The 21,526-nt window shown below is 65.4% G+C and carries 18 protein-coding genes; 7 read left to right on the top strand and 11 right to left on the bottom strand.

What is annotated here, in order from left to right; translation table 11 throughout:
* Window positions 1-105 precede the first annotated feature (105 nt).
* The 3 genes from EJA05_RS15765 to EJA05_RS15745 form a co-directional block, all read right to left on the bottom strand.
* Window positions 106-1,365, bottom strand: a complete 1,260-nt coding sequence (locus EJA05_RS15765; RefSeq protein ID WP_125858953.1) for a carbohydrate porin — start codon at window positions 1,363-1,365, stop codon at window positions 106-108.
* 110 nt (window positions 1,366-1,475) lie between these two features.
* Window positions 1,476-3,893 carry a glucose/quinate/shikimate family membrane-bound PQQ-dependent dehydrogenase gene (locus EJA05_RS15760; RefSeq protein WP_125858952.1) on the bottom strand — a complete coding sequence of 806 codons (2,418 nt, stop codon included), beginning with the start codon at window positions 3,891-3,893 and terminating at the stop codon, window positions 1,476-1,478.
* 618 nt (window positions 3,894-4,511) lie between these two features.
* Complete coding sequence (locus EJA05_RS15745; protein ID WP_125464399.1) at window positions 4,512-5,105, bottom strand: TetR/AcrR family transcriptional regulator; 594 nt, start codon at window positions 5,103-5,105, stop codon at window positions 4,512-4,514.
* A gap of 103 nt (window positions 5,106-5,208) precedes the next feature.
* Here EJA05_RS15745 and EJA05_RS15740 point away from each other — a divergent pair, with 103 nt between their 5' ends.
* The gene (locus EJA05_RS15740) at window positions 5,209-6,579 is read left to right on the top strand and encodes an MATE family efflux transporter (RefSeq protein WP_190305989.1); all 1,371 of its coding nucleotides are present in this window, start codon (window positions 5,209-5,211) and stop codon (window positions 6,577-6,579) included.
* Here the strand turns inward: EJA05_RS15740 and EJA05_RS15735 are convergent.
* Window positions 6,567-6,896, bottom strand: a complete 330-nt coding sequence (locus tag EJA05_RS15735; RefSeq protein WP_125858950.1) for a cupin domain-containing protein — start codon at window positions 6,894-6,896, stop codon at window positions 6,567-6,569. The genes EJA05_RS15740 and EJA05_RS15735 overlap by 13 nt on opposite strands.
* Window positions 6,897-6,970: 74 nt before the next feature.
* Here EJA05_RS15735 and EJA05_RS15730 point away from each other — a divergent pair, with 74 nt between their 5' ends.
* Both EJA05_RS15730 and EJA05_RS15725 read left to right on the top strand, forming a co-directional pair.
* Window positions 6,971-7,870 (top strand): LysR family transcriptional regulator, encoded by a 900-nt coding sequence (locus EJA05_RS15730; protein WP_125858949.1) that lies wholly within the window; start codon window positions 6,971-6,973, stop codon window positions 7,868-7,870.
* A gap of 274 nt (window positions 7,871-8,144) precedes the next feature.
* Window positions 8,145-9,341: an MFS transporter gene (locus EJA05_RS15725; protein WP_125858948.1), complete on the top strand. Its 1,197-nt coding sequence runs from the start codon at window positions 8,145-8,147 to the stop codon at window positions 9,339-9,341.
* Window positions 9,342-9,495: 154 nt separating this feature from the next.
* Here EJA05_RS15725 and EJA05_RS15720 read toward each other — a convergent pair whose 3' ends face one another.
* Both EJA05_RS15720 and EJA05_RS15715 read right to left on the bottom strand, forming a co-directional pair.
* Window positions 9,496-9,909, bottom strand: a complete 414-nt coding sequence (locus EJA05_RS15720; protein WP_125858947.1) for an MAPEG family protein — start codon at window positions 9,907-9,909, stop codon at window positions 9,496-9,498.
* Window positions 9,906-10,217: a DUF2834 domain-containing protein gene (locus EJA05_RS15715; protein WP_125858946.1), complete on the bottom strand. Its 312-nt coding sequence runs from the start codon at window positions 10,215-10,217 to the stop codon at window positions 9,906-9,908. The genes EJA05_RS15720 and EJA05_RS15715 overlap by 4 nt, the downstream gene beginning before the upstream one ends.
* Window positions 10,218-10,328: 111 nt before the next feature.
* On the opposite strand from EJA05_RS15715, the gene EJA05_RS15710 reads away from it, so the two are divergent.
* Window positions 10,329-11,132 (top strand): helix-turn-helix domain-containing protein, encoded by an 804-nt coding sequence (locus EJA05_RS15710; protein ID WP_223811832.1) that lies wholly within the window; start codon window positions 10,329-10,331, stop codon window positions 11,130-11,132.
* Between the two features lie 140 nt (window positions 11,133-11,272).
* Here the strand turns inward: EJA05_RS15710 and EJA05_RS15705 are convergent, their stop codons facing one another.
* From EJA05_RS15705 to EJA05_RS15685, 5 genes are all read right to left on the bottom strand, one after another.
* Window positions 11,273-11,590: a DUF2388 domain-containing protein gene (locus EJA05_RS15705; protein ID WP_125464391.1), complete on the bottom strand. Its 318-nt coding sequence runs from the start codon at window positions 11,588-11,590 to the stop codon at window positions 11,273-11,275.
* A 78-nt stretch (window positions 11,591-11,668) separates the two neighbouring features.
* Window positions 11,669-12,643, bottom strand: coding sequence for a PDR/VanB family oxidoreductase (locus tag EJA05_RS15700; RefSeq protein ID WP_125858944.1), 975 nt, complete (start codon window positions 12,641-12,643; stop codon window positions 11,669-11,671).
* Window positions 12,644-12,710: 67 nt separating this feature from the next.
* Window positions 12,711-13,832 carry an aromatic ring-hydroxylating oxygenase subunit alpha gene (locus EJA05_RS15695; RefSeq protein WP_125858943.1) on the bottom strand — a complete coding sequence of 374 codons (1,122 nt, stop codon included), beginning with the start codon at window positions 13,830-13,832 and terminating at the stop codon, window positions 12,711-12,713.
* A gap of 194 nt (window positions 13,833-14,026) precedes the next feature.
* Window positions 14,027-15,625, bottom strand: a complete 1,599-nt coding sequence (locus EJA05_RS15690; protein ID WP_125858942.1) for a BCCT family transporter — start codon at window positions 15,623-15,625, stop codon at window positions 14,027-14,029.
* Between the two features lie 413 nt (window positions 15,626-16,038).
* Window positions 16,039-17,130 carry a tartrate dehydrogenase gene (locus tag EJA05_RS15685; RefSeq protein WP_125464387.1) on the bottom strand — a complete coding sequence of 364 codons (1,092 nt, stop codon included), beginning with the start codon at window positions 17,128-17,130 and terminating at the stop codon, window positions 16,039-16,041.
* A gap of 95 nt (window positions 17,131-17,225) precedes the next feature.
* Between EJA05_RS15685 and EJA05_RS15680 the strand changes: the two genes are divergently transcribed.
* From EJA05_RS15680 to EJA05_RS15665, 3 genes are all read left to right on the top strand, one after another.
* On the top strand, window positions 17,226-18,137 hold the full coding sequence (locus tag EJA05_RS15680; protein WP_125858941.1) for a LysR substrate-binding domain-containing protein: 912 nt from the start codon (window positions 17,226-17,228) through the stop codon (window positions 18,135-18,137).
* Window positions 18,138-18,457: 320 nt separating this feature from the next.
* On the top strand, window positions 18,458-19,948 hold the full coding sequence (locus EJA05_RS15675; RefSeq protein ID WP_125858940.1) for an aldehyde dehydrogenase: 1,491 nt from the start codon (window positions 18,458-18,460) through the stop codon (window positions 19,946-19,948).
* 442 nt (window positions 19,949-20,390) lie between these two features.
* The gene (locus tag EJA05_RS15665; protein WP_110992826.1) at window positions 20,391-21,431 is read left to right on the top strand and encodes an ABC transporter substrate-binding protein; all 1,041 of its coding nucleotides are present in this window, start codon (window positions 20,391-20,393) and stop codon (window positions 21,429-21,431) included.
* The last annotated feature ends 95 nt before the right edge of the window (window positions 21,432-21,526 follow it).

Here is a 21,526-nt window from a genome sequence, read left to right as displayed (position 1 = left end):
CGCTCCCACGGGTTGGGCTGCTCCCAAGGGTTGGATTGGTGTCCAACTTCTTGGGGGCTGTCCAACCCGTGGGAGCGGGCTTGCCCCGCGAATGAGGCCTGGAAGTCAGAAGGTGGCCTTGACCTGCAGGCCCACCACCAGCGCGTTATCGATAGCTTTCCCGGAAAACGCCCCCGGCTCGACGATGTACTGCACATCCGGGCGCAGGTTTAGCCAAGGCGTGGCCTGGTAGCCATAGCTCAGTTCGATCAACTGCTCGGCACTGTCCAGGTTGGGGAAGTCCTGCCCGGCATTGAACGCGGCGTCTTCCAGCACATCCCGGCTACGCGGGTTCGGCACCGCACGGCCATAGCCCAGCGCCACGGTGTCCCGTGGGCGGCCTTCGAACGGTTTGTACAACACCACGCCGGTGCCATACCACTTGGTGAACGGCGAGGCCGCCTTGCTCGATGCCGAGTACTGGCCGAAGGCATGCAGGCTGCGGCCCGGTGAATCGGGGTCGTTCCATACCGCCTGGTCGATCAGCAGGTAATGGCCGCCGCGCCCGGACACCTCCTTGCTGCTGCCGATGCGTTTCACATCGGAGCTGTCGTAGTAGTAGCCCAGCTTGTACTCGCCCGGCAGCTCGCCCTGCAGCTTGTACACCAGCTCCACCGGCACCACCGTGCCGGTGGTGTGCTTGGGCCCGAGGTGCCAGGCGCGGCTGGAATTGCCGTTGCTCTCGGGGTCGACGTTGAACGCCGCCACCCGCAGCTGCCAGGCCGGCGAGAGGTCGTACTTGACCCGCGCACCCAGGTGGGCGTTGGGGTAGTTGGTCCAGCCGCTGCCGCCGGACATGTTCAGCGGGTGGCCGCAGAAACCGGCGTTCATGAAGTTGCACAGGATGCCGCTGTCCAGGCCGCCCAAGTCGTTGCCCATGGCCATGTAGCCGAGCTTGACGTTGAGCGCCGGGGTGAAATTGCGCTCGTAGCTCAGTTCGGTCAGGCGGGTATACAGGCCACCGTAGTTTTCCTGGATGGGCAGGCGGTTGCCCACCAGGTCCTCCGAGGCGCTTTTGCCGCGGCGGTCGTTGATGGTCAGCTGGACTTTGCCGTCCAGGCTGTACAGCTTCGCCAGGTCGAATTGCACGCCGAGCTTGAGATTCTGCGAGTAGCGCGCCGAGCGGTGCAGGCCGCCGTGGGCGTTGTAGGCGGTTTCGCCGCTGTAGTCGCCGGTGAACTTGACGCCGTCTTCTTCCAGCTGGTGGCGCAGGCCGCCCCAGTCGCCGGTCAGGGTGTTGCGGGTGAGCAGGTCGCTGTCGGCGAGGGCCGAGGTGCTGGCGACTGCCAGAAGCAGCGCAGGGGTGATGCGAATTGCGGATGGCATTGCTGGGTCTCGGGTTGTATTTCAGGGCCTCATCGCCGGCAAGCCGGCTCCCACAGGTACATTGCTGACCCCTGTGGGAGCCGGCTTGCCGGCGATGGGGGCGACGCGGTTTATGGCAGTGCGTACGCCATCACATAGTCGCCACGGTCGGTCGACTGACGCGCGCCGCCAGCGGTGACCACCACGTACTGCTTGCCGGTCTTGGGCGAAACGTAGGTCATCGGGCCGCCCTGGCTGCCCACTGGCAGGCGGGCTTTCCAGACTTCGTTGCCGTTGCTGCTGTCATAGGCGCGCAGGTAGAAGTCCTGGGTGCCGGCAATGAACAGCAGGCCACCTTGAGTCGACAGGGTGCCGCCCAGGGTCGGCAGGCCGATCTTGATCGGCAGGTGCATGCGGATACCCAGGGGGCCGGTGTCCTCGACGGTGCCCACCGGCACTTGCCAGGCAATTTGCCGGGTCTTCATGTCGATGGCGGTCAGGGTGCCGAACGGCGGCGCCTGGCACGGGATGCCGGCTACCGACAGGAAGCGGTTCTTGTTCACCGCATACGGCGTGCCCTTGAGCGGCACGGCGCCCATGCCGGTGTTCAGCGCTTCGCCACCGCCTGCAGCAGCGCCCTTGTTCTGCGAAGGGATCATCTGGATCCACAGGCCCAGGCGCATGTCGTTGACGAAGATGAAACCGTGCACCGGGTCAGTCGAGAGGCTGCCCCAGTTCATGCCACCGAGCGAACCCGGGAAGCTCAGCGACAGGTCGGTGCCTGGCGCGGTGTACAGGCCGTCGTAGCGCATCTTCTTGAAGTCGATGCGGCACAGCAGCTGGTCGAACGGGGTGGCGCCCCACATGTCCGATTCGGTCAGGGTCTGCGCGCCGATCTGCGGCATGCCGACGGATTTCGGCTGGGTGGGGGAGTACGGCTCGTTGGGGATGTTGCTCGGCTTGACCGGTACTTCATCGACTTGGGTCAACGGCTTGCCGGTAGCGCGGTCGAGCACGAAGATCTGCCCGGCCTTGGTGCCGATCACCACTGCTGGCACGGTCTGGCCGTCGTCCTTGGTGAAATCGATCAGGCTCGGCTGCATCGGTAGGTCGAAGTCCCAGAGGTCGTTGTGCACGGTCTGGTACACCCATTTCTGGTCGCCAGTGGTGGCGTCCAGGGCCAGCACCGAAGCGCCGTAGGTGTGGTCCAGCTGGTTGCGCTCGACACCGTAGATGTCGGTGGACGAGGAACCCATCGGCAGGAACAGGGTGTTCATGGCCGGATCGTAAGACATCGGTGCCCAGCTGTTGGGGGTGCTGCGCACGTAGGTGCTGTCGCCTTCAGGGGCTTTACGGTCTTGCGGGTTGCCCGGGTCGAAGGCCCAGCGCATTTCCCCGGTGATCACGTCGAAGCCGCGGATCACGCCGCCGGGCATGTCGGTCTGGACGTTGTCGGCCACCCGACCGCCGACCACCACGGTGGTACCGGCCATCAAGGGGGCGGACGACAGCTGGTAGTACGAGTCGGGCACATTGCCCAGGCCCGTCATCAGGTTGACCTGGCCGTTATTGCCGAAGCCTTGGCAGAACTCGCCGGTGTCGGCGTCCACGGCGATCAGGCGGCCGTCGATGGTGTTGGTGAGCAGGCGACGCTGGCAGTTGGCAGCGGCGGGCACGCTGGCGACCGTGATCGGCGAGCTGCCTGGCTGGGAAGGCTGGGCGATCGGCGCGCTGGCGTCGAAGTAGGCCATGCCACGGCAACGCTGCCAGACCTTGGACTGGGCGTTGATGGCGTTCTTCCACAGCTCCTTGCCGGTGTCTGCGTCGAGGGCGATCAGGTTGTTGTGCGGGGTGCAGATGAACACTTTGTTGCCAACCTGCAGCGGGGTGAGCTGGTCTTCGGCGCCGTTGCCGTCGCTGATGGCCACGTCACCGGTGTGGTAGGTCCAGGCCACTTGCAGTTTGTCGACGTTGCCACGGTTGATCTGGTCCAGGGCTGCGAAGCGGCTGCCGCCTTCGGTGTTGCCGTAGTGGGCCCAGTTCTTCTGCTCCTTGCCAGCTTCGACCGGGGTCAGGCCTGGGCCTTTGCCGGTGGGGGCGACGCTGGGGTGGGCGACGAACATGTTGCCGGCGGCAATCGCCAGCACCACGGCCAGCACACCGGCGATGCCATAGGCGCCACGGCCAGTGCTGCCGCCTTGGGCGCGTACCAGCAGCGGATAGACCAGTGCCACCAGCATGCCGATCGCGCCGAACATGAACAGGCGCGAGAACAGCGGCCAGAAGACCAGGCCAGCATCGGCCACGGCCCAGATCAGCGTACCGAACAGGAATACGGCGTACAGCCAGGCGCCGGCGGGTTTGCGGCGAGCGATGAGCAGGCCGGCGATGGCCATGGCCAGGCCACCGACCAGGAAGTACCAGGAGCCGCCGAGGCCGGCGAGCTTGATGCCGCCGGCGGCCAGCAGCAGGCCGAGCAGGGCGACGATCACGCCCAAGCCGACCAGGATGATTGTGGGGGCGCCAGTGGCGCGGGGGTTGTCTTTCATGCCAGGGATCTCGCAGGTGGAATGCGGCGCAGTTTAAGCCCTTAGCAAGCTAATTAACAAGTTAGTACATTTGTTGCTGGGGCTGATTGTCGCAGGGGTTGGAGCGGGAATGTGTGGCTAAAAGACTAGATCATGAAGGGAAAATAGGGCTGGGGTTCGAGATCTTCGGGGGGAATGTGGTGGTGCGACGATGGTCGTAGGGGATTTTGTGTATTGATGGGCATGGCTGTTATCGCGTTAGGGCTGACAGGTGTTCGTCGGTCTTTTTGCAGCGCCCTCAAGATCGAGCGCCGCCCGCGCGGCGCATCGCTGGCAAGCCAGCTCCCACATCTGTTTCGGGCCAATTATGCCTTTGAAGGTACCGCTGCCCGCCTTGGCGCATGTCTTGAGACAGGCGCAGCGTCATCAGCGCCCGCCTCGGAATCGAGTCGAACCAACAAGGCGGACAGTGATGACCTTGCAGGAGTAACTGGCCCGAAACAGATGTGGGAGCTGGCTTGCCAGCGATGCGCCGCGCGGGCGGCGCTCGATCTCATAGGCGCTGCAAAAACACCGGCAGGCACCTGGTGGCCCTCACCCAGTCTCCCGCCATACACCTGGCAGCCCCAACTCACCCCTTCAACACTGCAACCCCTCCAGCAAACACCGCAGCGCCCCCTTGACCCGCTCCGCCGCCGCCTGCGGATCATCCTGGGCCACCACCCAGATACCGGTATCGCCCATTGCCCCATTGATCAGATGCGCCATGGCCACCGCGTCAAACGCCCGTAACCGCCCAGCCTCCTGCAACTCCACCAGCCCCTGGGCCATGGGCCCGATATAGCTGGCCTCTTCCAGCTCGCGCAAGCGCAGGCCCAGCACCCCCGGCGCATCCTGCAGCAGGATGCGTCGCAGGGCCGGGTCGCGCAGCAGGTCGTAGTAGTGCAGGCAGGTGTCGATGTACCCCTCCCAGGGGTCTTCATGGGTGGCGTAGCGCACATCCAGCGCCTGGTTGATCTCATCGAGCAAGCTCTGCACCACCGCGGTGAACAGCCCGGCCTTGCCACCGAAATGGTGATGCAGGGCACCACGGGTCAGGTCGGCTTCGGCGCACAGGTCGTCCATGACCACGGCACTGAAGCCTTTCTCGGTGAACTGGCGACGGGCGACGGCGATCAGCCGTTCGGTGGTGTCCGCGCTCATGGCGGCACGGCTGCGGCGAGAGGTGGGCATGGCTGGCTCCAACTGAAAGCGATGCCGTGCAAATTAGCATACGTTGCGTATGTCAATAAATGGCATTAGCATACGCGGCGTATGTCAACTCGAGGTATTCACCGTGACTGCTTCTGTAAAGCACAGCGCCGTTTCCTGGCTTGCCGAGCTGCCAGGCTTGCTGCGCCTGGCCCTGCCATTGGTGCTGGGCCTGTCCGCTGCCGAGCTGATCAGCCTGACCGACACCGTGCTGCTGGCCTCGCTCGGCACCGTGGTGCTGGCCTGCGTGGCACTGACCAGCAGCGCCGGGCTGATTTTCCATGCGGGGCTCTATGGCATGCTCGCCACCCTCAGTGTGCGCGTCGGCCATGCCTTCGGCGCCGATGACCCGTCGGCGGTTACGCGCACCCTGTGCGCAGGCCTCGGTTACGGGCTGCTGATCGGTACCCTGGGCTGCCTGGCGATGCTGGCCGCTTTGCCGCTGCTGCAGTGGCTGGGCGTGCCTTTGCCGGACATGACGCTGCTGACCCCCTATTGGCAGGCCATGGCGGTGTTCCTGATCCCCTACTGCCTGATCGTGGTGTTCAAGGACGTGCTGGAAGCCATTGGCCGCCCGTGGGTGGCGGTATGGCTGGTGATGAGCGCGGTGTTGTTCAACATCCCGCTGAGCTACGGCCTGATCCATGGCCATTTCGGCCTGCCGACGCTGGGGCTGGTGGGGGCGGGGATCGCCGGGGTGCTCGCCGAGTCGCTGGCGCTGCTGCTGGCCCTGGCTTACTGGTGCCTGGCACCGTCGCTGGCGCGCTATCGCCAGCTGCCGCACGGGCACAAGTTGCGCTGGCGCACGCTGCTCGGCGAGGGCTGGCCGTTGGGCATGGGTTACCTGGCCGAAGCCGGCGCGGTGGTGATCGCCGCCTGGATGCTCGGCTGGCTGGGCAACGCCGCACTGGCGGCCAACCAGGTGGTGCACTCGATCGGCGCGCTGCTGTACATGCTGCCGCTGGGCATGGCGGCGGCAGTGAGCATCCGCATCAGCCAGGCCCAGGGCCGTGGTGAGACCGCCCGCATCCGGGCCATCGGCAGCGCCACCTTCGTCAGCGTTAGCGCATGGATGCTGCTGGCCACCGTGCTGCTGGTGCTGTTTGGCCGGCGCATCGCCGAGGCCATGAGCGACGACCCGCAGGTGGTCGCCATCGCGGTGCCGATGTTCGTGGTGGTGGCGGCGATGCAGGTGGCCGACGGCCTGCAGTCCACCGCGCTGGGGGCCTTGCGTGGGCTGCAGGACTACCGCTGGCCGGTGGGGGTGACCATGGTCAGCTACTGGTTGCTGGCGCTGCCGCTCAGTTACTGGCTGGCCTTCCATTCCGCCTTGGGTGCGGTGGGGGTGTGGGTCGGTTTCGCCAGCGGCCTGGCCGTGGCCGCCGTGTTGCTGCCGTGGCGCTTCTATCGGCTGCAGGCCGCGCCAGCCCCGATGGCCTTGGTTCAGCCGCGATAGAACACCGCCAGCCACACGGTGGCCACGCCGGCCTCGGTCCATTCGACCCGGTGCCGGCAGTGCGGCGGGATGTCCAGGTGGTCGCCTGGGCGCAATACACGGGTCTCGGTCTCGTGCTCAAGGCGCAACCCGGCGCTGCCGCTGAGCACCACCACCCACTCGCCTTCGTCCTGGTCGTACCAGAAGCCTGGCGGGCTGGCCTGGCCGCTGGAGACGATGCGCTCGATGCGCAGGCCCGGGCGTTGCAGCAGGTCGTCGAACTGCTCGCTGGCCTGTGGGTCGAGTGCGGGCAGGGCGGTGAACAGGTTGTCCGGCATGAGGGGCGCGTCCGTGGTTGATTCCAGGGCCTGATTGTAGGAAGGTTCCTGGCTTTGCCCCAGGGAAAACTGCCATGGACAAGCTGCTGGCGCTCAAGGTGTTCATGGCGACCGTCGAGGCCCAGGGGTTTTCCGCCGCAGCACGCAGGCTTGGGGTGGCGACCTCGTCGGTGACGCGCCTGGTCGATGCGCTGGAAAGCGAACTGGGCGCCACCTTGCTCAACCGCTCGACCCGCCAGGTCAGCCTGACCGAGGCCGGTGCCGCCTACTACCAGCGTGCCCGTGACATTCTCGAAGCCCTGGCCGAGGCCGATGCCAGCGTCGCCGACCGTGGCGAGGAGCCCGTCGGCGTGCTGCGCCTGTGCCTGCCGGTGGAGTTCGGCCGGCGGGTGATCGCCCCGCACCTGGGCGCCTTCCTGGCCCGCCATCCAGGCCTGGAACTGGACATCGACCTCAGCGACCGCTTCGATGACCTGCTCGATGGCCGCTATGACCTGACCATCCGTCTCGGCGAACCCGCACCCAGCGACGAGCTGGTGTGTCGTCGGCTGGGCCAGTTCGAGCGCTGGCTGGTGGCCAGCCCGGCCTATGTGGCACAAGGCCCCGCGCTGGACGACCCACGGCAACTGAGCACCCGCGCCTGCCTGCGCTTTCGCTATGGCCAGTCGGCCCGGCCCTGGCGTCTGCAGCAAGGTGAACAGCGCCTGGAGCTGGACGTTACCGGCCCGTTGCGCAGCGCCAACGCCGACCTGCTGCGCGAGGCCGCCATCGCCGGCAGCGGCGTGGCGCTGCTGGCCGACTGGCTGGTGCGCGAGGATGTTGCGGCCGGGCGCCTGCAACGGCTGTTCGCCGACTGGCAGGTGAGCCCGGGCGCTGCCAGCGCCACCATCAACGCGCTATACCTGCCCAACCACCGCGGGTCGCGGCGGGTGAATGCGTTCGTTGCGTTCTGTGAGACATTGCTGGCGCCCTAGCCGTTGTACGCAAAGTAAGTTCATCCATCGTTGTGGGAGCGGGCTTGCCCCGCGATTTGCTGCAACGCGGCAGCGATGTCTCAAGTCCATACATATTGGGTAAAGGAGCGCTTCGCACTCCATCGCGGGGCAAGCCCGCTCCCACAAAACTGTTCGTACAGAGCCCAGCCGTTGCGCGGGGCGCAAAGCCTTGTTGCGTTGCCGACGGATTCTGCCGCGCGCTGCTTCCCGGCACCATGCCCGCACTTCTCCATCGCTTAGCGAGGCTACCCCCATGAATCTTTCCGTCGCTGCCGCCCAGCCGTCAGCGCCCGGCCTGAGCCGCGCCCTGGTGACGCTGCTGGCCTTCTGTTGCGGCGCCATCGTCGCCAACATCTACTACGCCCAGCCCATCGTCGGGCTGATCGCGCCTGACCTGGGCCTGTCCGCCGCGCACGCCAGCTGGATCGTCTCGCTGACCCAGCTGGGCTACGCCCTCGGGCTGCTGTTGCTGGTGCCGCTGGCTGACCTGGTGGAAAACCGCAAGCTGATGATCGCCACCGCAGTGCTGGCGACCGTCAGCCTGCTGCTGGCCGGCAACAGCGGCCATGGCCAGGGCCAGCTGTTCCTGGCCTATGCCTTGCTCATCGGCTTCAGTTCGGTGGCGGTGCAGATGCTGGTGCCGCTGGCCGCGCACCTGGCGCCCGAGCACCAGCGCGGGCGGGTGGTGGGTAACATCATGGGTGGCCTGTTGCTGGGCATCCTGCTGGCCCGGCCGTTGTCGAGCCTGGTGGCCGATCATTTCGGCTGGCGCATGGTGTTCATCGGCGCGGCGGGAGTGATGCTGGCGATCATCCTGTTGCTGGCCCTGACCCTGCCGCGCCGGGAGCCCGAGCACAAGGCCAGCTATGCCGGGCTGATGGCCTCGCTGCTGGTACTGTTGCGCCGCTACCCTTTGCTGCGCCAGCGCTCGCTGTACCAGGCGCTGATGTTCGCCGCCTTCAGCCTGTACTGGACAGCGGTGCCGCTGGCCCTGGCCGCAGAGCATGGCCTGTCGCAAAGCCAGATCGCGTTGTTCGCCCTGGTCGGTGCCATAGGTGCGGTGGCCGCGCCGCTGGCCGGACGCCTGGCGGATGCCGGGCATGGCCGACAGGCTTCGTTGCTGGCAATGGGGCTGGCGCCGCTGGCCTTGCTGCTGGGCCTGACCACGCCGGGCATGAGCGTGATCGGCCTGGGGTTGACCGGGGTGCTGCTGGACTTTGCGGTGCAGATGAACATGGTGATCGGCCAGCGCGAGGTCTATGCGCTCGACCCCGCCAGCCGCGGGCGCCTCAATGCGCTGTACATGACCAGCATCTTCCTGGGCGGGGCCGTGGGTTCGGCGCTGGCCAGCGGGGTGTATGCGCACTTCGGCTGGGCGGGCGTGGCGTTGCTGGGCGCGGCTTTGCCGATGCTGGGGCTGGGTGCCTTCCTGTTGGCGCGCCAGCGCTAGGCTTTGTACGAAAAGTGCCTGCGCGACGATCTTGCTGCGTTGAAAACAGGCTCGGAATGCCCATTTGCAACCAGCAAAGTCGAGCGCGACCCCGGCCGTTCCTCGCCTGTTTTCGCCTTGCCTGATCGCCGCTCGGCGACTTTTCGTACAAACCCTAGCACAGGCGGGCGGCGATCATCCCGGCCAGCCCCAGCAGGCAGCCCAGGCCAACCGCAAACGCCAGTGTGCGCCAGGGTTGCCAGGCCGCCAGGTAGGCCAGGGTATGGGCCAGCCGGGCAGCGGTGAACAATGCGCACAACCACAGGGTCGGCAGCTCAGGTGTGTGCAGGGTGATTGCCAGGCCGCCGAGCACGAAGAACAGCGGGATGTTCTCCAGGTCGTTGGCCCAGGCCTGGGCGGCGCGGCGTACTTCGGGGCGCTCCTGGGCCGCGGCCGTGCGGCCCAGCACGGCGGCATCCTCGGCGTTGACGAAGGTCAGGTGACGCAAGCGGTAATACCCCTGGTAGCAGGAGATCGCCAGCATCTTGAGGAACAGCAGCAACACACTGGCGGCGAACACCGTGATCATGGCCGATGGCCTCTGAACCCGTGCACGACCAGGTACAGCAGCGGGCCGATCGAAACGAACACCAGGGTCAGCAGGCAGTAGGGCAGCACACTGCGCCCCGGGCGCCCATGGCGCTGGGCATCGCGCCACATCCACAGGCAGGCCAGCGCCGCCATCAGGTACAGGTCGATGACCACCTGCAGAGTGTCCGGGCTGCTGATCAGTTGCAGCCCGAAGGCCAGCAACGACTGTTCGGCATGGGCCATGGTCCAGCAGGTATAGAGGGTCAAGGCGATCAGGGTGGCGAGTGCCAGCCAGGGTTTGCGCATGGTGGGAGCTCCGAGGTGGTTTCGATGCCCGAACACTAGTGATAGGGTCCCAGCCCAGCAATGACCTCAGAGGTCATGGACGACTCACCTGAACATTCGCAGGCTCAGCCCATGGACATTTCCACCTTTCACCCCACCCGGCCAACGTCCACCGCAGGTTCGCCGTTGCGCCAGTTGCGCCGCCAGGCCGGGCTCAGCCAGATGCAGCTGGCCCTGCGTGCCGGCGTTTCGCAGCGCCACCTCAGTTGCATCGAAACCGGTCGGGCGCGGCCAGGCATTGCCACCCTGCATGCCCTGCTGAGCGCGCTGGATGCGCCACTGGAGCGCTGCAACGAGGTGTTCCTCGCCGCAGGCTTGGCGCCGCGCTACCAGGCCTCGCCGTTGGATGCCCCGGCGCTGGCGGCCGTGCGCGATGCCATGGAGCACCTGTTGCAGGCCAACAACCCCGCACCGGCAATCGTTATCGACGGTAACTGGGACGTGCTGGCGGCCAATAGTGCGACGGCCGCGCTGTTTGCCTTGCTTGGGCTGCCGCCGTCGCAGGTGGAGGGGTTGAACATGCTGGCCATGCTGTTTGCGCCCGGCGGGCTGGGTGACTATTTGCTCAATGCCGAAGAGATTCGTGCGGTGGGTTGGCACCGTGCCCGTCAGGAGTCGCTGAGCAATCCGGTATTGGCAAAGCGCCTGGCGCAGATGGCGCTGCCAGGCGAGCTTGAACCTGCGCAGGGCGTATTGCCGCCGCTGCTGTTGACGCGCCTGGCGTCGCCACAGGGCGAGCTGACCTTCATGTCGACTTTCACCACCTTTGGCATGCCCCAGGACATTACGGTCGAGTCATTGCGCATCGAGCACCTGGTGCCGGCGGATGCGCGCACCTGGCAAGTCATGCGCGAGGCCTGTTCAGCGTTTTCCTGAAGGCCCAATCGCCGGCAAGCCGGCTCCCACAGGGGGATTGAGATGCCAGTGTAAGCCGGCTCCCACAGGGGGATTGAGATACCTGTGGGAGCCGGCTTGCCGGCGATTGGGCCGCAGAGCGGCACCTTTGCAGGCGCAGGTCAGTGATGCGCGACCGGGTCATCCTGCGACAGCAGCGCCCTGGCCAGTTCCTCGTCGCTGGCCTGCAGGCCAGGGTTGGCCTGGCGTGCCTGCGCCAACGCCGACTCCAGGTAGGCGCCACGGATGGCACCGCCGCTGGCGATGAAGGCGGTCAGTTCGTCCTGGGCGGGGATGATCCGTTTGTCGTCCTTGAAGGTCGAGTAGAGCGACGCGGAGATCCCCGCGGAGGTGGCGACATCACCGGCATCGACCTTGGCCAGGGCGGCACCGGCAGGCAGCAGAAGCAGCAGCGAGGGAACAAGCAGTAAGTGGCGCATGGTGAATCCTCCGCGAAGGTAAAGCCCAGGGGTATTACTGCATGATGTTAAGAGCGCCAAGGGTGGGAGGAGTTCCGTTCACAGATCCAGCACGATGCGCGCCGATTTCGCCCGCGACACACACAGCATCATGGTCTGCTGCGCGGCCTTTTCCTCATCGCTCAGGTACTGGTCGAAGTGCTCGGCCTCGCCTTCGAGAATCGCCGTTTCACAGGTGCCGCACACACCTTCGCGGCACAGGCACTCGACCTTGGCGGCCTTGGACTTTTCGATGGCCTGGAGGATGGTCATGCCTTCCTCGACTTGCAACTCGGTCCCGGAGCGGGCCAGCACCACGGTGAAGGCGGCGCCTGCGGCCGGTGCTGCTGCGGCAAACTGTTCCCAGTGCACCCGTGACTCGGCGATGCCGGCGGCGGCGGCGGTGGCGATCACTGCGTCGATCAGCGGCTTGGGCCCGCATACGTAAAGGTGGGCATCGTCGGCAAGGCCGGCGCACAGGGCGGCCAGGTCGAGCTTGCGGTCGAGGCTGTCGATGTAGAACCGCGTGTTGTCGGCATGCGGGCCGCTTTGCAGGTCAGCCTGGAAGGCGCCGTGCTCGGGCGCGCGGAAGGCATAGTGCAGCTCGTAGGGGGTGCTGCTGCCTTCGAGCTCATGCAGCTGCGCCAGGAACGGCGTGATGCCGATGCCGCCGGCGATCAGCACATGGCGGCCGGCGCCGGGGTCGAGGGCGAACAGGTTGTTGGGGGTGGAGATGGTCAGCTCGCTGCCCACCTCGACCTGCTGGTGCATGAACGCCGAGCCGCCCTTGGACTGCTCTTCCAGGCGCACGCCAATCTGATAGCTGGACAGTGCGCGCGGGTCGCTCATCAGCGAATAGGCATTGCTGAACTGGCCGCCGCAGGCCGACTGCATCTGCACGATGACGTGGCTGCCGCCGGTGAAAGCGGGCAGGGCGGCACCGTCGCTGCGGGCCAGGGTGAAGCGCTTGATCTGCGGCGTGGCCTGTTCCACCTCGGTCACGCGCACCTTGAACATTTCGTATTGTTTGGCCATGGCATACCTCGACAACGAAGCCCCGCGCCAGGCCCTGGCGCGGGGCGGGACAGCTAACGGGGGTGGTTCAGTCGTCCAGGTGGGCGACGGCGATCAGGTTGTGGAAGTGGGCAATGCCGTGCTCGCTGACGCCGCTGCGCTGGGCATCGACCATGATCCGGCCCTGGCCACGGTAGCCGCGGGATTTCAGGCCCTTCTGCACGCTCTCGACCAGGCGCAGGTCTTCCGGGCGGAACACTTCGCGGTACCAGTCGATCAGCTTCTGCTGCTCTTCGGTGATGTCCTTGTTGAGGAAGTACACGTCGTAGTGCTGCAGGGTGGTTTCGGCATCGACCGGGAACTCGTAGATCACGGTCATGAAGTTGGCCCCTGGCGGCACGTTGAACATGGTGCACGGCCAGGCCCAGAAGCCGGCGAAGGAGGGGTCTTTGACCGATTCATCGAACTTGAACGACTGCTCCGAAGGTTTGGCCAGGCCGTACTGCAGGGTCCAGTTGCCGTGCAGGCTGTGGCTGTACTGGCCAACGTCCACCGAGTCGGAGAAACCAGGGTGGGCCGGGGCGCAGTGGTAGCACTCCAGGTAGTTGTCGACGATCGACTTCCAGTTGGCCGGGGTGTCGCTGACGAAGCGTGCCGCCAGGTGCAGGTCGTCGATCACCGCGCAGGCCTCGCGCATACGCTTTTGCAGGCCTGGCAGTTGGTCTTCCACGGGCGCGGCGTCGTTGTCCATGTTGATGAACAGGAAGCCTGCGTACTCTTCGACACGCAGCTGCACCAGGCTGGAGTTGTCCTTGTCGAAGCTGGCGACGTTCTCGCAGTTGCGGGCGTGGGCCAGCTCGCCGTCGAGCTTGAAGGCCCAGGCGTGGTACGGGCAGGTGATGACGTTCTTGGCCTTGCCGCTGCCTTCGAGCAACTGGTGGCCACGGTGCGGGCAGACGTTGTAGAACGCGCGCAGCACGTCGTCGCGACCACGCACGATGATGATGCTTTCGCCGATCACCTGACGGGTGATGTAGGCGTTCTTCTCGGCGACTTCGCTGCGGTGGCCGACGCAGATCCAGCTGCGGGCGAAGATCGCTTCCTTCTCGTGCTCGAACACCGCGGCCTGGGTGTAGAACTTGGCCGGCAAGGTGAAGGCCACTTCGGGGTTGGCACAGAAATCGGCGGGCAGGCGTTTGAAATCGTTCATGGCTCTATCTCGGTTCTTATTGGTTAACGCGTATCTGTTGGTTAACAAGCTGGGCAAAAAAATTTGAATGGAGCTGAATTCAAGGTTGCTGATTGCGGCTCTATCGCCGGCAAGCCGGCTCCCACAGGGTCATGTAGTGCTGCGGACATTGTGGGAGCCGGCTTGCCGGCGATAGGGCGACACAGGTTTTCGTTTCAGTGCACCGCCGCTGCGCTGCGTGGCGCTTGCTGTTGCGGCTCCTCACCCGCCAGGCGGGTGGCCTCTTCCTCGATGCGGTACGCCGGTACCTGGCCGTAGTCGGCCGCCAGCCACTTGAAGAAGCCGTAGATCTTCACCAGCAGGATCACCATGAACGGGATCGCGGTGAGCACCACGGCGGTCTTCATGGTCGACAGCGACGCCTTGGCGAACAGCATGGCCAGCGGCACCAGGGTCAGCACCACGCACCAGAACAGGCGCAGGGTGGGGCTCGGGTCTTCGCCTTCACGCAGGTTGCGGGTGCTGGTGGCGGCCACGGCGTAGGCGGCGGCGTCCATGTGCGAGGCGCAGAACACCGCCATGATGAACAGGTACGCCGCCAGGAACAGCGTGCCCCACGGCAGGGCCAGCAGCAGGTCGGTCACCGCCGCTTCACCACCGGCGGTGCTGAGCAGCTTGGGTACGTCGATCTGGCCGTTGATGAACTGGTGCATGCTGTAGCTTTCCAGCGCGCCGAAGAAGAACCAGCAACCGAAACTGCCGCCCAGCAGCAGGGCGAACACCACTTCCTTGATCAACCGGCCGCGCGACACGCGCGCGACGAACATGGCCACCCCCGGCGCGTAGGACACCCACCACAGCCAGTAGAACACCGTCCAGTTGCGGGTAAAGGCACCGTCGCCGGCCGGGTCGGTGAACAGGCTCATCTGCACGTAGTGCTGCAGCATCAGGCCGATGGAGTTGGCCGTGTTGTTCAGGGTGAACTGGGTCGGGCCGACCAGCAGCACCACGGCGGCGAACAGCAGGGCGCCGACGCAGACCATCTTCGACAGGCGCTGCAGGCCGCCGTCGATGCCGATGTACGAGCTCAGCGAGAACAGCAGCGCCACCGCGCCGATCACCAGCAGTTGCACGGTGAAGGTGTTGGGGGTGCCGGCCAGGTCCGCCAGGCCACGGGTCAGGGTCGAGGCGGTGAGCGCCAGGGATACGGTCAGCGCGCCCATCATGGTCAGCAGGAAGATCAGGTCGACAGCGCGGCCGACCGGGCCGGTGGCCTTGAAGCCGGTGACTGCTTCGATCACCGATGCCAGGTTAAGGCCGCTCTTCTTGCGCACATGGAAGTGGTAGGCCATGGCCAGCGAGGCCAGGGCGTAGATCGACCAGGCACTGATACCCCAGTGGAAGAACGAGTAGCTGACGCTGTATTCCAGCGCCTGGGCCGACATCGGCGCGATGTTCAGGCCGGGGGTCTGGTAGTAGTAGGCCCACTCCATCACGCCCCAGTACAGGGTCGAGGAACCCATGCCGGCGCAGATGAACATGAACACCCAGGTGGTGGTGGAGTATTCCGGCTTGCCGGCACCCAGGCGAATGTTGCCGTACTTGCTGAAGGCCAGATACAGCACCGCCAGCGAGCTGCCGAACACCAGGACCTGAACGCTGGTACCGAAGGTGCGGGTGGCCACTTCGAACAATTGGTTGGCGAGGCTTTCCGCTTGCGCGGGGAAGACAGCAAGGCCGATCACGGTGAGCAGCACGGCAACCAGGCTCACGGCAATCAGGAACACATCAATCTTTTTATTGTTGGGGGACATCAATTGTCTCCAGGGGCATTTTTTTTGTAGTTGGAGTCAGGCGTTGGGAAGTCCGTATCGGGTTTTGTTTTTCCTTTCCGTTAACTATCAGATAACAAATATCTTTTGGTTAACAGATTCTGCATTGAATCTGGGCGAGTGGCAATAGAATCGTCGGACAATCCGGATGATTGGCTTCGCCTGTCTCGCGGGTGAAACCCGCTCCCACAAGGCCTGCAGTAGACCTGTGGGAGCAACTGTCTTCCTGTAGGAGCGGCCTTGTGCCGCGAAAGGGCTGCTTAGCAGCCCCGGGATCTGAGTGACACTGCAAGACCGCCGGGGCCGCTGCGCAGCCCTTTCGCGGCACAAGGCCGCACCTACAACGGTCGTGCAAGCCTTGTGGGAGCGGGTTTACCCGCGAAGGGGCCGAAAGGTCAGGCGCCGAGCAACTCGGCAATCGCCTTGCCCACGTCCTGGGTCGAACGGCTGCCGCCCATGTCACGGGTGGTGTCGCCATTGGCAATCACGGTTTCGATGGCCTTGAGGATGTCGTCGTGGGCGGCCTGGTAGCGGGCGTCGTCGCCGTCCTTGCCGAGGAACTCGAGCATCAGTGCACCCGACCAGATCATCGCGATCGGGTTGGCGATGTTCTGCCCGTAGATGTCCGGCGCCGAGCCATGCACCGGTTCGAACAGCGACGGGAACTTGCGCTCAGGGTTGAGGTTGGCCGACGGCGCGATGCCGATGGTGCCGGCGCAGGCCGGGCCCAGGTCGGAGAGGATGTCGCCGAACAGGTTGGAAGCCACCACCACGTCGAAGCGCTCCGGCTGCAGCACGAAGCGCGCGCAGAGGATGTCGATGTGCTGCTTGTCCCAGCTGATCTCGGGATAGTGCGCGGCCATGGCGGCGGTGCGCTCGTCCCAGTAGGGCATGCTCACGGCCATGCCGTTGGACTTGGTGGCCGAGGTGACATGCTTGCGCTCGCGGGTCTGGGCGACTTCGAAGGCGTACTTGAGGATGCGGTCGACGCCACGGCGGGTGAACACCGACTCCTGCAGGACGAATTCATTCTCGGTGTTCTCGAACATGCGCCCACCCAGCGACGAGTATTCGCCTTCGGTGTTCTCGCGGATCACCACGAAGTCGATGTCGCCTGGCTGCTTGTTGGCCAACGGGCAGGGAACGCCGGGGAACAGGCGCACCGGGCGGATGTTGACGTACTGGTCGAAGTCGCGGCGGAACTTGAGCAACGAGCCCCACAGCGAGATGTGGTCCGGGACCTTGTCCGGCCAGCCGACGGCGCCGAAATACAGGGCATCGAAGCCCTTGAGCTGCTCGAACCAGTCGTCCGGCATCATCTTGCCGTGGGCCAGGTAGTAGTCGCAGCTGGCCCATTCGAAGAATTCGATCTCAAGGTTCAGGCCGTGCTTGCGGGCGGCGGCCTCGACCACGCGGATGCCTTCCGGGAGGACTTCGTTGCCGATGCCGTCACCGGGGATGGCGGCGATTTTGAAGGTCTTGGTCATGGGGGCGCATCTCGTGTTCAGGGAGGATGCACTCATGCTATAAGGGCGCGCTGCGGAGATAATCCGCTATTCGATCAATTCTTGGTGCACGAATCGTGAATAATCTGCCGAACCTCGACGACCTCGATATCTTCCTGCAGGTAGCGCGCCGCGCCAGCTTTGCCGCCGTGGCGGACGAGCGCGGCATGTCGGCGGCGTTCGTCAGCAAGCGCATCCGCCTGCTCGAAGAGAGCCTGGGGGTGCGCCTGCTGCACCGCACCACCCGGCGGGTGACGGTGAGCGAAGAGGGCGAGCGGGTCTACCAGTGGGCGCAGCAGATCTTCGAGACCCTGCAACGCATGGGCGACGACCTCAACGCCGGCCAGCGCGAGCCCGCCGGGCAATTGCGCATCGCCAGCAGCCTGGGCCTGGGCCGGCGCTTCGTGGCGCCGGCCTTGTCGGAGCTGGCGGCACGCTACCCACGGCTGGACATCCGCCTGGACGTGCACGACCGCCTGGTGGACCTGATCGCCGAAGGGGTGGACCTGGACATCCGCGTCGGCAACGTCATCGCCCCGCACCTGATCGCCAAGCCGCTGGCGCGCAACCGCCGGGTGCTGTGCGCAGCGCCCGGCTACCTGGCCGAGCGAGGGACGCCCAAGGTGTTGGCGGACCTGGCCAGCCATGACTGCCTGGTGATCAAGGAGCGCGACCACCCGTTCGGGCTGTGGCACCTTGAAGGCCCGCAAGGCGAGGAGAGCGTGCGGGTGACCGGCGCCCTGTCGAGCAACCATGGCGAGGTGGCGCACCAGTGGTGCCTGGACGGGCGGGGCATCCTGCTGCGCTCATGGTGGGATGTTCACGACAGCATCGAAGACGGGCGGCTGGTGCAGGTGCTGCCCGACTACCAGCAGGCGGCGGACATCTGGGCGGTGTACACCGCGCCGCTGGCCGGCTCGGCCAAGGTGCGGGTGGCGGTGGAGTTCTTCCGCCAGTACTTTGCCGAGCGCTATCGCTTGCCGGACTGAGGGCTGGTGAGGCTAGGCACTGTACGAAAAGTTTTGTGGGAGCGGGCTTGCCCCGCGATGGAGTGCGAAGCGCTCCTATACCCGATATCAAATAGTGTCAAAGACGCCGCGAATCCAGGTTTTGCTGCCGCGTTGCGGCAGATCGCGGGGCAAGCCCGCTCCCACAACGATGGATGACCATACTTTTCGTACAGAGCCTAGAGAGCTTTTTCATAGGTCTGGAGAACATTTTTACTAATTTTCCCGCCGTCCAGAGTGGCGCACCATCGGCTCACATTAATAACAACTGACCGCGAACGCGGTCGATGTGGGAGCGCAGCGTGTTCGACCTTTCCTTCTGGCAGCAGCGGGCCAACCGCCAAACATTCATCGACACCGCCCTGATTGGCGGCCACTCGGTGAAGGCCTCCTCGGGGGCGACTTTCGACGCCATCAACCCGGCCACCAACCAGTTGCTCGCCCGGGTGGCGGCCTGCGCTGAAGTCGAAGTCGACCTGGCCGTGCGCAGCGCCCGCCGCGCATTCGAGCATGGGCCCTGGGCACGCATGGCCCCCACCCAGCGCAAGAAAATCCTCATCAAGCTGGCTGACCTGCTGCTGGCGCACCGCGAAGAACTGGCGCTGCTGGACTCGCTGAACATGGGCAAGCCGGTGATGGATGCCTACAACATCGACGTGCCCGGCGCGGCCGGGGTGTTCGCCTGGTACGGCGAGGCGCTGGACAAGGTCTACGACCAGGTCGCGCCCACCGCCGCCAATGCGCTGGCCACCATCACCCGCGAACCCCTGGGCGTGATTGCCGCCGTGGTGCCGTGGAACTTCCCGCTGGACATGGCCGCCTGGAAGCTGGCGCCGGCGCTGGCCGCCGGCAACAGCGTGGTGCTCAAGCCCGCCGAGCAGTCGCCGTTCTCGGCCCTGCGCCTCGGCCAGTTGGCACTGGAGGCGGGCATCCCCGAGGGCGTGCTGAACGTGGTGCCGGGCTTGGGTGAGCAGGCCGGTAAGGCCCTGGGGCTGCACCCGGACGTCGATTGCCTGGTGTTTACCGGCTCCACCCAGGTGGGCAAGTACTTCATGCAGTACTCGGCCCAGTCGAACCTTAAGCAGGTGTGGCTGGAGTGCGGCGGCAAGAGCCCGAACCTGGTGTTCGCCGATTGCCAGAACCTTGACCTGGCCGCCGAGAAGGCCGCGTTCGGCATCTTCTTCAACCAGGGTGAGGTGTGCTCGGCCAACTCGCGGCTGTACGTGCAGCGCTCGATCCACGACGAGTTCGTTGAACGGGTAATCGCCAAGGCCCAGGCCTGGCTGCCGGGCGACCCGCTCGATCCGGCCAGTGCCGCCGGCGCGATCGTCGACAGCGAGCAGACCGCGCGCATTGTGCGGGCGATCGGCCAGGCGCATGAGGAGGGCGCGACGTTGCTCAGCGGTGGCGAGCAACTGACTTTCAATGGTTCGTCCAACTTCATCACGCCGACGATTTTCGGCAACGTCAGCAGTGATAGCCGCCTTGCCCGCGATGAAATTTTCGGGCCGGTGCTGGCCGTCAGCGCGTTCGACAGCGAAGAGCAGGCGGTGCAGTTGGCCAATGACAGCATCTACGGGCTGGCTGCGTCGGTGTGGAGCGACGATCTCAACCGCGCCCACCGTGTGGCCAAGGCGCTGAAGGCCGGTACGGTTTCGGTGAATACCATGGATGCGCTGGATACCACGGTGCCGTTTGGTGGCGGCAAGCAATCCGGGTTCGGCCGCGATCTGTCGCTGCACTCGTTCGACAAGTACACGCAGTTGAAGACCACCTGGTTCCAGTTGCGGTAAGGGGTTGGGGCTGGGAGGTGTTGGCCTTTGGATGTGTTGCGCCTGTGAGATCGAGCGCCGCCCGCGCGGCGCTTCGCGGGTAAACCCGCTCCCACAGTTTGTTTCGGGCCAATCTTTCCTGTGCCATCACCTGGTCCGCCGTGTTGGTACGACGCGGTTTCATCATGGGCGTTGCCGCCGCCCCACATGACTCAAGGCATGCACCAAGGCGGGCAGCGGTACTTTCACAGGACTCACTGGCCCGAAACAGATGTGGGAGCGGGTTTACCCGCGAAGCGCCGCGCGGGCGGCGCTCGATCTTGAGGGCGCTACCGCTGTCTTGTCATGCACCAGGAACCACCCATAACAAAAAATCCCCCCGCATCCCCCCGGGCACTGCGGGCTCGGGCCGACTGGCCCAACTGCCTCGATACACACAACCATAAATCGTGAGGGAGTTTCCATGCGTACCATCACCGCGTCACTCAGCCTTGCAGTGCTCGCCGCTGCCAGTCTTCCCGCCCTTGCCGGCACCTCCAGCCTCACCGTCATCTCCTTTGGCGGCGCCACCAAGGCCGCGCAGCAGGCCGCCTACTTCCAGCCCTTCGAGCAGAGTGGGGCAGGTAAGGTGGTGGCCGGCGAATACAACGGCGAACTTTCCAAGGTCAAGGCCATGGTCGATGTCGGCCATGTGTCCTGGGACGTGGTGGAGGTCGAAAGCCCCGAGCTGATCCGCGGCTGCGAGGCGGGCCTGTTCGAGCGCATCGACCCGGCCCTGCTGGGCGACCAGGCCAACTACCTGCCCGGTACCGTGAGCGAGTGCGGCGTGGCCAGTTATGTCTGGTCCATGGTGCTGGCCTACAACACCCAGAAGCTCGCCAATGGGCCGACCTCCTGGGCAGACTTCTGGGACACCCAGCGCTTCCCGGGCAAGCGCGGGCTGCGCAAGGGCGCCAAGTACACCCTCGAGGTCGCGCTGCTGGCCGATGGCGTTCCACGCCAGGACCTGTACACCGTGCTGGGCACGCCAGAGGGGGTCAACCGGGCCTTCAAAAAGCTCGACCAGATCAAGCAGAACATCCAGTGGTGGGAGGCCGGCGCGCAACCGCCGCAATGGCTGGTGGCCGGTGATGTGGTGATGTCCGCCGCCTACAACGGGCGCATCGCCTCGGCGCAGAAGGACGGCTCGAAGCTTGGCATCGTCTGGCAAGGCAGCCTGTACGATCCGGACCACTGGGCCATCGTGCGCGGCTCCAAGAGCAAGGAGCTGGCGCAGCAGTTCATCACCTTCGCAAGCCAAGCCGCCACGCAGAAAACCTTCTCCAGCCACATTCCCTACGGCCCGGTGCGTACCGATGCGGTCAATGCATTGCCGGCCGACATCCAGCAGCAACTGCCAACGGCCCCGGCCAACCTGGCCGAGGCTCAACTGGTGAACGCCGAGTTCTGGGTCGACCACGGCGAAGAGCTGGAAGAGCGCTTCAATGCCTGGGCGGCACGCTGACCCCCGCGTAACTGCACGCTGGTGAGCCCGCCCCGGGCATGGAAAGATGGGAAACGCCGTTGCAGCGATGCAACGGCTTTTTCCGATTCAAGAGG

The organism is Pseudomonas oryziphila (assembly GCF_003940825.1).
In the GTDB taxonomy this organism is placed as follows: domain Bacteria; phylum Pseudomonadota; class Gammaproteobacteria; order Pseudomonadales; family Pseudomonadaceae; genus Aquipseudomonas; species Aquipseudomonas sichuanensis.
Note: the sequence above shows the minus strand (reverse complement) of the source record. Positions and strands in the feature narration are given on the sequence as shown.

Excerpts from the sequence above, each read along its gene's own strand:
- EJA05_RS15765 (WP_125858953.1), bottom strand. The coding sequence starts at position 1,365 with ATGCCATCCGCAATTCGCATCACCCCTGCGCTGCTTCTGGCAGTCGCC.
- EJA05_RS15760 (WP_125858952.1), bottom strand. The coding sequence starts at position 3,893 with ATGAAAGACAACCCCCGCGCCACTGGCGCCCCCACAATCATCCTGGTC.
- EJA05_RS15745 (WP_125464399.1), bottom strand. The coding sequence starts at position 5,105 with ATGCCCACCTCTCGCCGCAGCCGTGCCGCCATGAGCGCGGACACCACC.
- EJA05_RS15735 (WP_125858950.1), bottom strand. The coding sequence starts at position 6,896 with ATGCCGGACAACCTGTTCACCGCCCTGCCCGCACTCGACCCACAGGCC.
- EJA05_RS15730 (WP_125858949.1), top strand. The coding sequence starts at position 6,971 with ATGGACAAGCTGCTGGCGCTCAAGGTGTTCATGGCGACCGTCGAGGCC.
- EJA05_RS15725 (WP_125858948.1), top strand. The coding sequence starts at position 8,145 with ATGAATCTTTCCGTCGCTGCCGCCCAGCCGTCAGCGCCCGGCCTGAGC.
- EJA05_RS15720 (WP_125858947.1), bottom strand. The coding sequence starts at position 9,909 with ATGATCACGGTGTTCGCCGCCAGTGTGTTGCTGCTGTTCCTCAAGATG.
- EJA05_RS15715 (WP_125858946.1), bottom strand. The coding sequence starts at position 10,217 with ATGCGCAAACCCTGGCTGGCACTCGCCACCCTGATCGCCTTGACCCTC.
- EJA05_RS15710 (WP_223811832.1), top strand. The coding sequence starts at position 10,329 with ATGGACATTTCCACCTTTCACCCCACCCGGCCAACGTCCACCGCAGGT.
- EJA05_RS15705 (WP_125464391.1), bottom strand. The coding sequence starts at position 11,590 with ATGCGCCACTTACTGCTTGTTCCCTCGCTGCTGCTTCTGCTGCCTGCC.
- EJA05_RS15700 (WP_125858944.1), bottom strand. The coding sequence starts at position 12,643 with ATGGCCAAACAATACGAAATGTTCAAGGTGCGCGTGACCGAGGTGGAA.
- EJA05_RS15695 (WP_125858943.1), bottom strand. The coding sequence starts at position 13,832 with ATGAACGATTTCAAACGCCTGCCCGCCGATTTCTGTGCCAACCCCGAA.
- EJA05_RS15690 (WP_125858942.1), bottom strand. The coding sequence starts at position 15,625 with ATGTCCCCCAACAATAAAAAGATTGATGTGTTCCTGATTGCCGTGAGC.
- EJA05_RS15685 (WP_125464387.1), bottom strand. The coding sequence starts at position 17,130 with ATGACCAAGACCTTCAAAATCGCCGCCATCCCCGGTGACGGCATCGGC.
- EJA05_RS15665 (WP_110992826.1), top strand. The coding sequence starts at position 20,391 with ATGCGTACCATCACCGCGTCACTCAGCCTTGCAGTGCTCGCCGCTGCC.